This window comes from Buttiauxella cochleicola (assembly GCF_021283185.1).
In the GTDB taxonomy this organism is placed as follows: domain Bacteria; phylum Pseudomonadota; class Gammaproteobacteria; order Enterobacterales; family Enterobacteriaceae; genus Buttiauxella; species Buttiauxella massiliensis.
This window is the reverse complement of record NZ_JAJSOS010000006.1, coordinates 216,851-229,664: the sequence shown is the minus strand read 5'-3', so window position 1 is coordinate 229,664 and position 12,814 is coordinate 216,851. Positions and strand designations below refer to the sequence as shown.

The following is a 12,814-nucleotide window of genomic DNA, read 5'->3' as shown; positions in this document are numbered from 1 at the left end:
TTCCAAACAGCGTCCACGTGCTGTCCACATCGAAAAATCCAAGCCTCGGTTTTCCGGGGCTTTTTCGTTTATCACATCCACATCGTTTGTTGTCCACCTTGCATCGGGTGAGGCAACACTGGTGTTCTCTCGCCAGGCTTTACGATGTAGTGCTTCACGGTCTCGAGCGTCACAAATGTCGCACTGCAATTCACATTCTGGCACTGGTGGTAACGCTCTTTTGTTTCCGTTGAATGATAGCGACTTGTCCGGGCGTGGGCGGCGGTCTGACACAATGGGCAATGGAACATTTCAACACCTCGACTGAGTTCGTTTGATGCTGATATTTTACCAATTAAATCATTTATTAACAATGAGTTATAACATTTCATTTGCTTTCACCCTCCTCCTGATACTCAACATCAGAAAGCCTCACCTCAAGCTCTAAGGTCGTCGTGTAGCCGCTATTACTGAGCGAATGCATCACCTTAGTGATTGTCCACGCCTGCTCGTCTATGACGCGCTTAAAGCCTGACACTCTGACCGGTGTTTCCGGGTAGAGATCTGCGCGCCCCATGGCAAGACTAATTGAAAACTCCGCGACACCGCGTTGCAGTTTGTCCCATTTCGCCTGAGCCGCACGCATGGCCTGCGCTTTACTGGCGTAAATGGTGGTCAGCGCAAACACATTATCTTCCTCGCCGACCATGTATTCGCCCTCGCGCGCTTCCTTTTCCTTCGGTGTCTTTTTCGCTTTTACCGGTTTGGCTGTCGGGTGCTGGAGTGCGCGCAGGTGCTGCGGCTTTGCCTTGCGCTTGAGCTTCACCTGCTGCTTTTGCTCTTTTGGCTCTTTGGTGTGCAGCCATTTCACTGTCACGCCGGTATAGGCTCCCCGGTCGGCAATCGCAAACTGATGACGGTCACCGTCACGGCGCTCGATGGTCATCTGCGGAATAGGCTTACCGCTGACCGTGACAGCGGCACCCGCTTTCAGAAACAGCAGTTTTCCGGCTTTGACCGACACCTCCGCCCCGTTGCGTTCTGCCAGGCGGGTGAGGAATTTCGCGTCGGACTCCTGCGTCTGGTCGATATGCGGGATGGTAATCGCGGCAAACTGCGGGGCGACACTGGCCGTCAGTTTGTTGCGGCTGGCAATGGTGTTCAGCACTTCACCGAGTGTGGTCTCGTGATACGACGCCTCTCGGCGTGAATTGAGCGTACCGCGAAAATCTGCACTTCTTGCCCGGATGGTCAGCGTGTCCGGTGCGCCCCGGTGCTCAATTTCATCGACCGTGAATTGCCCTTTACCCAGCAATGCCGAACCCTGCCAGCCGAGAAACAGCGACAGCACTGCACCGCGCACCGGCAGCTCAATCAGGCCGTCGCTGTCATCAAGTTCGATATCGAGCTGGTCAGCCTCAAAGCCCCGGTTATCCGACAGACTGAGGCTTATCAGGCGGTCACTGATATTGCGGGTGATATCCTGATTATTCAGGGTAAGCATAAATGCCGGTGCCATCGTCGCCCCGGCATCGAGCGTCATTCCGATCAGCATCAGAATAACCCTCCGATTTTGCTCTGCATGTTCCCGACCAGGCTGTCGGCCTGTTTCTGGATGTCGCCAAACATCGCTGTCAGGGATTCATCCACACGTGTGAGGTTGACGGTGAAATCAATTTTGCGAGCCGAGCCGTCGGCAAAAAACTCGGTGTAGGTCTCGCTCACCGCATTAATCACAAACATGCCGTAAATGGTGCCACTGCCATCGAGCAGCGGCCAGGCGCGCCCCTCATCGGCCATCAGATTAAGCGCCAGCAGTGACAATCGGCCACCGGTGATTTCCGGCAGCAGGCTTCCGCTTAAGACAATTTTTTCCTCATTCACGCCGAGAAACTGCATCGCCGGTCGCTGGCCGACGCGGCTGTTTGACGGCCAGCGGTAATCTACGTCCCGTTGCAGGCTCTGGTAAGGCAGCGTCTGTAACTGAAAAACAAACATGCCGAGAACAAGCATCATGATCGGTCTCCTTAGTCATGCATCATGCTGGCGCGCTGTTTCGCACGCTTCTCACGCTCGTATTTTTCCAGGCTGTCACGGAGCTGGCGGTCAAGCTCGCCGCCGTTCTGCACCCCGCCACCGATGGCAATGTGATATTCGTTGCGGCTCTGGTCGGTATAGCTTTTACCCGCGCTTGCCGTCACTGGCTGATAACTGCCATAACCGCCGGTCAGCACGCCACCGGTCGGGGAATACCCACCACCGCTGGCGTATGCATTTACCATTTCGGCTTTTGCATCGAGCTGGCCGGATTCCTGGTTGATGAGTCCTAGCTTCTCCAGCACGTAATCAATGCCGCTTCGCAGCGCGGTGACCGGTGCCAGGGCGAGTTTAAACGCCCCGGCGAGCGCCTGCCCGACGGCAACCCCCGAATCTTTCCAGGCATCAAGCGTGTCTTTGCTGGCTTTCACCGGGGCAATCAGCTCGGTGAACCACTGCCACACCGCCCGGAGTTTCTGCACCACAGCGTCAAAAATCGGCACGAACGGGGCGAACATTTCCCCGACCGGGGCAAAGGCAGCGGTCAGTCCGGCCACCACACCGGAGAAGAAGGCACCGAGCGGCTCCCAGTATTTGCGGATGAGTATCACACCGGCGACGACTGCCGCACCCACTGCCACAATCGGCCAGGTGAGCGCCCCGAGCACCGTCATCATCGCACCACCGGCGACAGTAAAGGCGGTACCGAGCAGACCGGCAGCGGCAATAATGCCATTGATGCCCGCAATCACCGGCCAGGCCACCAGACCAATCGCGCCGACCATACCAATCACGGCCAGTGCGACACCGCCGACCTTGAGCAGCGTCTGTGCCAGCCCTTTGTTCTGCACAATCCAGTGGTCGAGTTTGAGCACATATTTCGTGGTGGTCTGCGTGAGTTTTCGCAGGGAGGATTCCTGCTGGTCAAACAGGTCGGTGCCGACCGCTTCATACGCTGACTGAAACTCCTTAAAGTCGCCGCCGAGGTTGTCCTGCATCACCTTCACCAGCTCGGCGGTTTTTCCGTCTGAGGCTTTAAAGGTGGCGGTGAGCTTATCGAGTTTGCCGGTCATGGCATCGGTCATCAGGACGGCAGCCGCCGAGCTGGCTTCCTCACCAAAGATGACCTTCATGTACTCCGCACGCTGCGCCGTACCGAGTTTGTTTTTTTCAAAGCTGGTCTGCATTTCTTTCAGGATGGTAAACAGCGGGCGCATGTTGCCCTGGCGGTCGGCGGTGCTGACTTTCAGCTCACTGAGTGCCGTTTTCGCCTGACCGACCGGAGCCTGCAACCGACTGATCACCGCACGACTGCCGGTACCTGCCATCGAGCCGGTGATTTTCGCGTCATGCAGCGCACCGGCCATGGCGGCAGTTTCTTCGATACTGATACCGGCATTTTTCGCCACCGGAGCCACATAGGTGAGCGCATCACTCAGCCCGTTAAAGTCGGCGGCGGTTTTGTTCATGGTGCTTGAGAGCACATCCCCGATGTGTGCGACCTTGTCGTTTGAGAGCTGGAAAGCCGAGCGCATCCCCATCAGCAGCGCGGCGTTTTCTTCCATGGTGCGCTGGTTGGCGAGCGCCATATTCAGCGTGACCGGCGTTGCTGCCTGGATTGCGGCACTGTCACCACCGGATTTGGCGATAATAATCTGCGCACCGGCAGCGTCATCGGCAGAAGCGGCGGTGTTGTCCCCGAGCTGGCGCGCCTGTTTGCGTAAGGCTTCCATTTCCGGCGAGGTTTTTTCCACCCCAAGCACGGCCTGCAACTCCGAGTTTTTCTGCGCAAAGTCATAGCCCGGTTTGAGGATACCGACACCTGCGGCCACACCGGCGGTTGCCATACCCACACCTGCGGCACCGACCGCACCCGCCGTTCCTGCCAGCTCTTTACCCGCCTGATAACGGTTTTTGACCGCGTTGAGTTTTGCCTGTTTCGCGCTGACCTGCTCGAGCGCCAGCTTCTGCCGGTTAAGCTGACTGGTGGTTTCGCTGATGCGACCTTTCAGGCTCTTTTCATCGCGGGTGAGGTTGCGGGTATTAATCCCGGCCTGGCCGAGCTCGCGCTGCTGACGCTTCACCGACTCGGTGAGGCTGTTATATTTGGCCTGTAATCCTTCCGCCGCCGCTTTTGCCGTTGCCAGTACTTTGGCCTGCTCACGCGTCGGGCGCTCGGTGTTTTTAAACTGCGTCGCCAGCGCTTCGGCATCATTCTTCGCTTTCGTCAGTGACTGCCCGGTAACCGCAAGCTGCGCGCTGGTTTTGCGAAAACCCTCGATACGTGACGCCTGGCCGTTTAAATCTTTGAGGGTTTTCTGAGTGTTGCGGATATCACCCGACAGCGTCTTACTTGCCGTCTGGATGTGTTTAAACGGGCGCGTCGCCTGGTCAACGGCTTTTAACAGCACTTCGATTCTGACGTTATTGCTCATGAGAATTTCCGCTCCGTTTCAGCGCCATCTCGCGCCAGCTGATGAGGTCGCTCAGGCTCAGGGCGTAGAGTTCTGACGGCGGCCAGTGAAAAATCACCGCGATATCCGCCATCAGGTCGTCAACCGATAAACCTGGCGGAAAACTTAAGCCACCGAAGCCGGAGCCAAAAAACCGATCACCTTCGCGGCCAGCGTCATCATGTCCGGCAGCTCCATAGCGACGACATCCGACTCGGTCAGACCCGGATAGGTCATGCGCGGCAGCACTTTAATCAGTGCGTTCACATCCGAGCTGGCGACATCAGCGAGGCTCACCCCGCGCAGGGTGCCTGCCGTCGGCTTAATCAGGGTGATAGTTTCAATCACGATGTCGCCGCGTTTAATCGGCTTCACCAGGGTCACAATGTTCGGGTTATCAGAGGTGTTTTTGTAATTTTTTGCGTTGCTCATGAGGTTTTTCTCCGGGAATTTACCAAGGGTTAACCGGCCAGCCAGGCTGACCGGGAAATGCATTAAGACAGACCGATATTGCGGCGGCGCTGCTCAAGACGGTCGACACCGTTGACCTTCTCAATCATGTTGATGGTGTCGATTTCAATCAGCTCTTTGCCGTTCATCGTCAGCTTGTAGTAGGTGCACAGGGTGGTGATTTTGGTCTCGGTGTCCTCACCCTGTTTGCTGTCGCCGCCGTCAAATTCTTTATGACGGCCACGCACCACCACCTCGACGGCGGTTTCTTCTTCGGTGTCGTCGCGCTGATAGGAGCCAGCAAAACGCAGCGGCACACTGGAAGCACCCGGCAGCGCGTACTGCGCCCAGAGTGCCTCATCCGGGAAGCCGCCGAGCGTCCATTCAAGGGTCAGCGCGTCATCATCGAGACCAAAATCCACATGCGCGGCACCGTTCATCCCGGCACCGCGCCAGGCTTCCAGCTTACGGGTGAGTTTGGGCAGCGTGACGGAGGACGCCACACCCATGTAACTGAGGCCGTCGTTAAACAGGTTCAGCGATTTAAGCTTGCGGGGCATTGCCATGTTTCTGGCTCCTTATCCGTTAACCGAGGCAATCAGGTTCACCAGGTATTTATCGGTGATGCGCTGACGCAGGGTGAGGTTTTCCAGTGGCGGCACCGGCGTGTAGTCGTAATCGAGATAGAGCTTCCCGGCTTTCAGCGATTCCTTATCATTGGCGGTTTCATCAAACCAGCAATCCGCATCCACGATATAACCGCCGCTTTTCAGTTCGCGGAATTTGGCTTTGATACCGTCAACAATGTCGCGGATGAGCACCGGGGTGATCGGTTTATCCACCGCCCACATATGCCCCTCCGCCATGGTGTCGGCAATGACCTGCGCGGTGCGGCTGTAGTTTTCAAACAGGAATAACGGGTCGTCAGAACAGGTGCGGTTTCCCCAGAAGCGGAAACCATCTTTGCGGATCAGGGTGGTGACACCGGCTTCGTTCAGCAGGTCAGCATCGGTGCCGGGTGCCTGTAAATCCCAGAACACTGATGCACTGATGCCGGTGACACCCTGCACACCAACGTTAGAAAGGGTTTTATGCCAGCCGACCGTCTGGTCGATAAAAGCACGCAGACCGAGTGCGCGCGCGGTCGCATAAGCCGGAGCACTGGCATTCTTCACCGTATCCCAGGCGATAAAGTCCGGCCAGATAACCATCAGCTCACGCTGGCTGAAATTGTCGCGATACTTGATGGCGTCAGAAATCGTTTTGCAGTTCCACGCACTGACATAGCCAAAGGCGCGCAGACTGACACACACCGAGGCCAGCGCAACCGCCACTTCCTGCGAGTCCAGCCCCGGCACGCCGAGAATGCGTGGGCGGACACCGGTCACCGCTTCGGCGGTCAGCAACGCTTTAATGCCGGTATATTTGCCGTGCTCATCGGTGCCGCCGATGATGTTGGAAATGGTCTGCGCGTGCGCATTGGCTTCATCATCGCCGCTGCCCTCTTCAACACGCACCACGATGGTGACCGGTTTGCACTGGTCAGCAATCGCCTGCAAGGAGGCCGCCAGCGTGCCCAGGGTTCCGGCTTTGGCAATCGCGGCCTGCACATTGGTGATTAATACCGGTTCATTGAGGGGGAAAGTCTTTGCGTCAGCATCGCTGGCGGTACACACCATGCCGATGACCGCCGTCGAGACCGTGGAAATAACACGCGTGCCGTCGTTGATTTCAACAACCTGCACACCGTGGTGATAGTCAGCCATCCGGGTTACTCCGTCGTTTTCAGGAGTGTCTATTTTCAGGTGTTTTTTATCGTGCAGGCGAGCAGTCTGAGATGGCTAGTACAAGGGACAACAACGCATTCAGCAATTAAACATTGCGAATTAAATATTAGAAGTAAGTTGATGATGTATACCTGCTATCAATAAATGCTTAATGTATCTATCGATCCCGCGATTAACGTTCGCACCAACATTTTTTTGGAGTATTTTTCCATGGAGGTATGACTTTGAGGCTGAATTAAAAAGGATAAAGATTAAGAGAAAATTGACGATAATAGGCGCTGGTGATTTTTAATGAGAATTTATAATGAATAGGCAAGATTCTTCTAACTACGTTTATCATTGGATTAAGACAGATTTAGAGAGTAATGATCCAATAGAGCTTTTCGACGCAGCTTTTGATGTCATGCAAAGCATAATTCATGATGGAGTGATAAAAGGAAGTGATAAATTCATTGTTGGTAAAGAAAGATGTGTCTGCTTCACGGAGTCACCACGCAATTTCATTGTGAGCGATATATCTCGTTATCAACCTTTTGGGTTTGGTTTTTCAAAGCAAAAAATATTTGAACTAGGTGGGCGCCCCGTCATTTATCAACCATCAGATGAACTGAGGCTACTAGATAACTCAATTAAATGGAGGCACGTCCAGTATGATCCCCGGAACAACTCTCATCGCAACAAAAAAGGCATTGATTTTACTTGGGAACGTGAGTGGCGCTTAAAAACTGATGAATTAAGCATTCTGGACTGTGTCGAAATTATTGTGCCTGACAGGATGTATAAAAAGGCCATTAATGACTGGGTAGATGCAGGAATTGATTTCACAATGTATAGCAATGAAGTAAGTTATGGTTACCCAGTACCTGACGAACCTTATATCTCTTATGATGAACGATTTAGAGATATAATATTAACCCTTGCAAAAGACATTTAAGGTATGACTAAGAGGGTAACGTGAGAGAGTATTGATCGGCACCAGCGATCAATCAGATGCAATTGATCGTTTATATCCATTGTCTATCAGGGGGTATTGTCGCTATCGTTTCTGCCATTCACGGAGGCGATGCGATGGAATATGTTTTGTGGGGCGTGGTGGCACTGGTCGGCTGGTTGTTATTGGGCTACTTCTGGTGCGTCTGGTTTGTGGACGATGAAGATGATGAGTATCAGGAATGCCCGTATGACTAGCCCGCTTTATGCGGGCTTTTCTTTATCTGTCAGGCAGCAACAGGCGGCTGCGGCCATTCATTGCGACTCATCACCGAAACATCAACGCGACTGAGTAGCACACGATATTTCTTCCAGGCGAGAAGCTGCTCAGCTTCTTTATTCGTTGCGATACCCAAATCAACAGCATCCTGTAGCGGGGATATTACCGCCGCCGCATCGAGTAATAATTCCGCCTTTTCCCGTCCGGCCAGCTCTTTTTCATCCGGGCGGATATCGATAAACACGCCGTTCTCGTATTTATAATTGCCTACCACGTGTTGAGGCACATCTGCCGGATCTACCTCATAAACGCTGCGCCCCTCGGCCATCCCCATCATCGACACATCCGATTCACAGGCGCAAACGATATCAGATTCATTGACCGCAATGGCACCCGCCCAGCCGGTCAGCGTCTCGTACCAGTCACGATCCCTGTCGTCTTTGAAGTAAAGCCCCGTATAAAACATGCCTTCAATATGCACGGATTCATTTTTATAAATTCTCGGATTCAAAAATGTGTCCATATCAATCTCCAATATTTACCCAGGCACCGGTTTGTCTGTTCAGATACTGCAACTGCCGATAATAAATACCCATTTTCCGCCCATCATTTCCCTCGTCGGTATTCAGGCCGGTCATGATGCAACCGGCTGGCGCTTCCCATGCTTTGATCCAGTCGCCGCCAACTTTATGCTGCTGCCCCCCACGCCGGATACCATTCACCACACCGTAACGTGCATCACTCTGGGCTTTGGTATAAGCCTCACCGGCGGGGGTATAGCTGCCTTTGGGCTGATATTTCAAATCAAAATTTGCGTAGTTTGACGGTATTATCTGGCCTGCTGTCCAGTAAAGATTTGAAGTATTCCAATATCCTACGCTTTTGTTGTTAGCCCAGAATGCACATCCACCATCCCCATTAGAATGCAGCCCTGAATCACTGTCTCCAACGTAAACGGCACTCTTTGCCCACACATTTTCATTTACAGTTATAGAGTTATTTACTGTTACTGAGCCATTTATGGTGCCTCCGTTTAAAGGCAATGCCCCAACATCCCCCGCGCTGGGTTTAAATCTTGTATCAAACACCCCGAACCAGGCAGTCCAGACTCCAGTATAAAACCCACGCCGATATTGTCTGCCACTGTTGTATTCCGTGTAAATTTGCGTACAGCCTGCATCTTTAAGCACCATCAATGAGCCGGCATTGGTCGATGGGTAATTTTTTGCGGGGGTTGCATTGGCGTTTGCCGGGTTATAGTAAAGTCCGGGCGTTGTGAGCGTATTTAAATCAATATCGGCAGTAAGGCCGATGGCCTGCCCGTTAAAAATATCCTGTGACGTCACATTCACATCGGCACTGAGCGCGCGACCATTGATTTTTCGGGTTGACGGTACGCGACCATTGGCATTGTCATTCGCCGCCTTGACCGCTTTCGGTGTCGCGGCCAGTACCTCACTGGTGCTGTCAGTGGCACTGCTGAGCTGGACAATCCCTTTGCGCGCGGTCGATGCATCCTGTGCACTGTATTTGCCGTTAGCCAGGTCAAAAGCCGTCTTGACCGCTTTCGGTGTCGCCGCCAGCACTTCACTGGTGCTGTCGGTGGCACTGCTGAGCTGGACGAGGCCTTTGCGCGTAGTGGTCGCATCCAGTGCGGTGTATTTGCCGTTAGCCAGGTCATAAGCCGCTTTCACCGCTTTCGGTGTCGCCGCCAGTACCTCACTGGTGCTGTCGGTGGCACTGCTGAGCTGGACGAGACCTTTGCGCGCGGTGGTCGCGTCCAGTGCGGTGTATTTGCCGTTAGCCAGGTCGTAAGCGGCTTTCACCGCTTTTGGTGTCGCGGCCAGCACCTCACTGGCGCTGTCAGTCGCACTGCTGAGCTGGGTCAATCCTTTCGCGGTGAGTGAGGCATCAGGGTGCCTGCGGGACTGTTCGTGCTCGGCGATTTTGTCGTCGACATAGTCCTGGGTTGCCATCACCATCGTGGTGTCGATAACCAGGTCGACTGACTCCACCGCACTGACGATAATCACCATGCGCAGCGTCTGCGCGCGCCCTGAACCCTCGGCCAGTTCCGGCTTGTAGCTCTCCGCCATATTTGCCACCGCAACCAGGGTGCCGTCAGCGTCATAAAGCCCCATTTCACGCAGCCAGAATCCGCCCACCTCCGGGGGGATCACCAGCTCGGCAATCACGTAGTTTTTCTTTTTCGCGTCCACACTGATTTTATTGAGTGCCGCGCGCCACTTTTCACGGATGAGTTTCGTCTGGGCGACATCAGGCACCGGCAACGTGCCACCACCGTCACCGACGGCCATCTGCGTGATGGTGATTTTTGTCCCGCCTGCGGTTGCAGCGGCAAACTTTGCCGCCCCGGCGGTGGTAATGAGTGTTTTATATTTAACGGTCATGCCTGCCTCTTTTAGCCGGGGTAAACAGTAAGAATGTCGCCGTCGTAGCTGACGCCGCCGGTGTACAGATAACCGGGAATGTCCTGGATAATGTTCAGGCCAATCAGGTGACGGCTGGCTGCTTTTGCATCGGCGATGAGTCGCTCCATTTCGTAGTACATTTCCTCGGTGATACCGCTTTCCAGCACACCGATATCCAGACGGAAAGTGCCGGGGGCATCATTGGTCTGCCACCATTCGGTCACGTTAATCAGGTAGCCGAGCGGCTCCACCACGCGCCGGATGGCCCCGATAGTGCCTTTGTGTTTGTGAATGTATTTCGCCGTCTGAATCACGTTGCGTTTTGCTTCTTCCGTCCAGTTCTCATCCCAGCGGTCGACCGAAAACGCCCACGCCAGATACGGCAGCAAACTTAACGGGCATTCCTGCGGGCTCCAGAGCTGGCGAAGTGGCACCGGGACGCGCGTCAGTTCCGAACAGGCTTTTGCCGCCGCCAGCTCAAGCGGCGATGAGCCCACCGGCAGCAGCCGGACGTTATTCATCAGCACCTCCAATCACGATTTTGTAATCCGCGCAGTAAGAAGCCTGGGTGTCATCGAGCACAATGTCGGCCAGCGGTTTAGCCAGCTCGACACGCTGCACACCTTCCACGTGCAGCGCGGCATAAATCGCAGACTTGCGGATATCACGCCCGAGGCGGTGCTGCGCACTGATGTAAGCCTTGAGTTTCGCTTCGGCTGCCTGCCTGACCGGCTCCATTTCCGGGCCGGGATAAAGATAAAGCGTGGCGTCGATTTCATAGTCGACGATGGCCGCTGACTGCACCGTCACCCGGTCAGCCACCGGACGCACATCCTCATCATTCAGGGCAAGGCTGACGATATTCACCAGCTCGGCGCTGGCGGTGCCGTTCCCTTCACGCGACAACACCGAAATAGTGACGCAGGCCGGTGACGGGCTGATCACCGACACATCCGCGACCCGCCCGTCGGCACTGCGACCATGGAACTGATACGCCCCGACCGGCCCGGCGACACTCAGCCCTTCAAATGACTGCTGAATCCGCAGACGGAAATCACTGTCAGATTCCATCACCGCAGCCACCGGCGGGATAGCGGTGTCATCGGCAGGCGTAATGACAAGGCGGGTGACGTTATTATTTGCGCCGAGCACATCGAGGTCGTTTGCCCTGGCGTGTGCCAGCATCACGGCCAGTGCTGACTCGTTAATGCGCTGGCGCAAAATCAGCTCACGATACGCATTCTCTTCCAGCAGTTTGACGATAGGCTCGGATTCCAGCGACAACGTGCGCGCGACCGCTTCCTGCTCATCTTCGGGATAGAGGGAAATCAGCGTCGCTTTGCGCTCAGCGAGCAGGGTTTCATAGTCCAGCACCTCGACCACATCCGGGGCGGGTAACTGGCTCAGGTCAATGGTTGCCATAGTCTCAGCTCAGGGGAATGGTTAAGGAAAATGACGCGCCACCGGTGCCGGTACGCACGCCTGTGATGTCGACAAATAACGTGCCAACGGTGGTGCTTTCAAAGGTGATGGCCGTCAGCCGGATACGCGGCTCCCATTTCAGGATTGCCATATAGCAGGCGGACATAATTTGCAGGCGCAGCGCCGGGTTATCGGGCTGGTCAATGAGTGCCGACAGCAGCGAGCCGTAGTCGCGGCGCATCAGGCGCGAGCCGATGGGGGTGATAAGAATGTCGTGCACGCTCTGACTGATATGTGCGGAATCGGACACACTCAGACCGGTGGCACGGTTCATGCCGAGATAGCGCACCGTCATTGGGTTCCCTCCGTCTGACTTCCGCCACGCTCAACGCCACCATGTTTATGATTATCCACCTGCACACCGTTGGATTTAAAGGTGCCGCCGCCGTGCTCGATATTGCCGCTCATGCTGCCGCCCTGTTTCACTTCCAGCGTGCCAGTGGTGAGCTTGTTTGTGCAGACCACTTCCGGGGTATCGAGGGTGATTTTCTGGCTGGCCTTAACCGTCACCACCGGCACCGTGACGACCACAGATTCGGATGCCGTGACCGAGGCGGTTTTAATGCCTGAAACGATGAGCGCCCCGGTCTCCGGTTCGTACTCCATCACGGCACCATCAGGAAAGGAAATATGCAACGCATCGGCAGACGCTGATGGCGCGGGGTGGTCATCGGAATAGATGCCAGGCAGCACAAAGGCGGTATCCAGCTCGCCGCCCACCGCCAGCACTAACACCTGCTCGCCGACCGAGGGTGCCCACCATGTGCGGGAGCGACCGGCGCGGGACGTCAGCCAGTGAAGCCAGTCGGTTGTGATGCCGCCTGTTTCAATGCGGCACAACGCCTGCACGGTGTCGACATCGGTCACGATGCCTGTGCGGATAATGTTGCGCAGAAGGCGCGCGAGATCATTGAGTGATGAAAGTGTTTTCATGAAAGAAAGGATGCCGCCCGTAGGCTCGAGCGGCAATGTAGTAGTGTTATT

At 55.0% G+C, this 12,814-nt stretch carries 16 protein-coding genes; 2 read left to right on the top strand and 14 right to left on the bottom strand.

Annotated elements, in window-relative coordinates:
• Positions 1-71: 71 nt before the first annotated feature.
• The 8 genes from LVQ76_RS11525 to LVQ76_RS11490 form a co-directional block, all read right to left on the bottom strand.
• On the bottom strand, positions 72-290 hold the full coding sequence (locus LVQ76_RS11525; protein WP_232864299.1) for a DNA-binding transcriptional regulator: 219 nt from the start codon (positions 288-290) through the stop codon (positions 72-74).
• A 77-nt stretch (positions 291-367) separates the two neighbouring features.
• Positions 368-1,534, bottom strand: a complete 1,167-nt coding sequence (locus LVQ76_RS11520) for a phage late control D family protein (RefSeq protein WP_232921688.1) — start codon at positions 1,532-1,534, stop codon at positions 368-370.
• Positions 1,534-1,995 carry a phage tail protein gene (locus LVQ76_RS11515; RefSeq protein WP_232921687.1) on the bottom strand — a complete coding sequence of 154 codons (462 nt, stop codon included), beginning with the start codon at positions 1,993-1,995 and terminating at the stop codon, positions 1,534-1,536. The genes LVQ76_RS11520 and LVQ76_RS11515 overlap by 1 nt, the downstream gene beginning before the upstream one ends.
• 11 nt (positions 1,996-2,006) lie before the next feature.
• A complete protein-coding gene (locus LVQ76_RS11510) occupies positions 2,007-4,451 on the bottom strand; it encodes a phage tail tape measure protein (RefSeq protein WP_232921686.1) in 2,445 nt (814 codons plus the stop codon).
• Positions 4,441-4,563, bottom strand: coding sequence for a GpE family phage tail protein (locus tag LVQ76_RS11505; RefSeq protein ID WP_115628221.1), 123 nt, complete (start codon positions 4,561-4,563; stop codon positions 4,441-4,443). Before LVQ76_RS11505 ends, LVQ76_RS11510 begins: the two co-directional genes overlap by 11 nt.
• A gap of 32 nt (positions 4,564-4,595) precedes the next feature.
• On the bottom strand, positions 4,596-4,901 hold the full coding sequence (locus LVQ76_RS11500; protein ID WP_232921685.1) for a phage tail assembly protein: 306 nt from the start codon (positions 4,899-4,901) through the stop codon (positions 4,596-4,598).
• A gap of 62 nt (positions 4,902-4,963) precedes the next feature.
• Complete coding sequence (locus tag LVQ76_RS11495; protein WP_232921684.1) at positions 4,964-5,485, bottom strand: phage major tail tube protein; 522 nt, start codon at positions 5,483-5,485, stop codon at positions 4,964-4,966.
• A 12-nt stretch (positions 5,486-5,497) separates the two neighbouring features.
• Positions 5,498-6,685, bottom strand: a complete 1,188-nt coding sequence (locus tag LVQ76_RS11490; protein ID WP_232921683.1) for a phage tail sheath protein — start codon at positions 6,683-6,685, stop codon at positions 5,498-5,500.
• A gap of 325 nt (positions 6,686-7,010) precedes the next feature.
• Here LVQ76_RS11490 and LVQ76_RS11485 point away from each other — a divergent pair, with 325 nt between their 5' ends.
• The gene (locus tag LVQ76_RS11485; RefSeq protein ID WP_232921682.1) at positions 7,011-7,640 is read left to right on the top strand and encodes a hypothetical protein; all 630 of its coding nucleotides are present in this window, start codon (positions 7,011-7,013) and stop codon (positions 7,638-7,640) included.
• Positions 7,641-7,696: 56 nt separating this feature from the next.
• A complete protein-coding gene (locus LVQ76_RS11480) occupies positions 7,697-7,894 on the top strand; it encodes a hypothetical protein (protein WP_232921681.1) in 198 nt (65 codons plus the stop codon).
• Positions 7,895-7,923: 29 nt separating this feature from the next.
• On the opposite strand, the gene LVQ76_RS22330 is transcribed toward LVQ76_RS11480, so the two are convergent.
• Genes LVQ76_RS22330 through LVQ76_RS11450 form a run of 6 tightly spaced genes read right to left on the bottom strand, consistent with a single transcriptional unit; the run spans position 7,924 to position 12,763 of the window.
• On the bottom strand, positions 7,924-8,439 hold the full coding sequence (locus tag LVQ76_RS22330; protein ID WP_304503003.1) for a tail fiber assembly protein: 516 nt from the start codon (positions 8,437-8,439) through the stop codon (positions 7,924-7,926).
• Between the two features lies 1 nt (position 8,440).
• Positions 8,441-10,327, bottom strand: coding sequence for a tail fiber protein (locus LVQ76_RS11470; RefSeq protein ID WP_232921680.1), 1,887 nt, complete (start codon positions 10,325-10,327; stop codon positions 8,441-8,443).
• 11 nt (positions 10,328-10,338) lie between these two features.
• Positions 10,339-10,869, bottom strand: a complete 531-nt coding sequence (locus LVQ76_RS11465; RefSeq protein WP_232921679.1) for a phage tail protein I — start codon at positions 10,867-10,869, stop codon at positions 10,339-10,341.
• On the bottom strand, positions 10,862-11,770 hold the full coding sequence (locus LVQ76_RS11460; protein WP_232921678.1) for a baseplate assembly protein: 909 nt from the start codon (positions 11,768-11,770) through the stop codon (positions 10,862-10,864). Before LVQ76_RS11460 ends, LVQ76_RS11465 begins: the two co-directional genes overlap by 8 nt.
• A gap of 4 nt (positions 11,771-11,774) precedes the next feature.
• The gene (locus LVQ76_RS11455; RefSeq protein ID WP_232921677.1) at positions 11,775-12,125 is read right to left on the bottom strand and encodes a GPW/gp25 family protein; all 351 of its coding nucleotides are present in this window, start codon (positions 12,123-12,125) and stop codon (positions 11,775-11,777) included.
• The gene (locus tag LVQ76_RS11450) at positions 12,122-12,763 is read right to left on the bottom strand and encodes a phage baseplate assembly protein V (protein WP_232921676.1); all 642 of its coding nucleotides are present in this window, start codon (positions 12,761-12,763) and stop codon (positions 12,122-12,124) included. The genes LVQ76_RS11455 and LVQ76_RS11450 overlap by 4 nt, the downstream gene beginning before the upstream one ends.
• Positions 12,764-12,814 lie beyond the last annotated feature (51 nt).

Coding starts and splice junctions, on each gene's coding strand:
- LVQ76_RS11525 (WP_232864299.1), bottom strand. CDS start 290: ATGTTCCATTGCCCATTGTGTCAGACCGCCGCCCACGCCCGGACAAGT.
- LVQ76_RS11520 (WP_232921688.1), bottom strand. CDS start 1,534: ATGCTGATCGGAATGACGCTCGATGCCGGGGCGACGATGGCACCGGCA.
- LVQ76_RS11515 (WP_232921687.1), bottom strand. CDS start 1,995: ATGATGCTTGTTCTCGGCATGTTTGTTTTTCAGTTACAGACGCTGCCT.
- LVQ76_RS11510 (WP_232921686.1), bottom strand. CDS start 4,451: ATGAGCAATAACGTCAGAATCGAAGTGCTGTTAAAAGCCGTTGACCAG.
- LVQ76_RS11505 (WP_115628221.1), bottom strand. CDS start 4,563: ATGGCGGATATCGCGGTGATTTTTCACTGGCCGCCGTCAGAACTCTAC.
- LVQ76_RS11500 (WP_232921685.1), bottom strand. CDS start 4,901: ATGAGCAACGCAAAAAATTACAAAAACACCTCTGATAACCCGAACATT.
- LVQ76_RS11495 (WP_232921684.1), bottom strand. CDS start 5,485: ATGGCAATGCCCCGCAAGCTTAAATCGCTGAACCTGTTTAACGACGGC.
- LVQ76_RS11490 (WP_232921683.1), bottom strand. CDS start 6,685: ATGGCTGACTATCACCACGGTGTGCAGGTTGTTGAAATCAACGACGGC.
- LVQ76_RS11485 (WP_232921682.1), top strand. CDS start 7,011: ATGAATAGGCAAGATTCTTCTAACTACGTTTATCATTGGATTAAGACA.
- LVQ76_RS11480 (WP_232921681.1), top strand. CDS start 7,697: ATGCAATTGATCGTTTATATCCATTGTCTATCAGGGGGTATTGTCGCT.
- LVQ76_RS22330 (WP_304503003.1), bottom strand. CDS start 8,439: ATGGACACATTTTTGAATCCGAGAATTTATAAAAATGAATCCGTGCAT.
- LVQ76_RS11470 (WP_232921680.1), bottom strand. CDS start 10,327: ATGACCGTTAAATATAAAACACTCATTACCACCGCCGGGGCGGCAAAG.
- LVQ76_RS11465 (WP_232921679.1), bottom strand. CDS start 10,869: ATGAATAACGTCCGGCTGCTGCCGGTGGGCTCATCGCCGCTTGAGCTG.
- LVQ76_RS11460 (WP_232921678.1), bottom strand. CDS start 11,770: ATGGCAACCATTGACCTGAGCCAGTTACCCGCCCCGGATGTGGTCGAG.
- LVQ76_RS11455 (WP_232921677.1), bottom strand. CDS start 12,125: ATGACGGTGCGCTATCTCGGCATGAACCGTGCCACCGGTCTGAGTGTG.
- LVQ76_RS11450 (WP_232921676.1), bottom strand. CDS start 12,763: ATGAAAACACTTTCATCACTCAATGATCTCGCGCGCCTTCTGCGCAAC.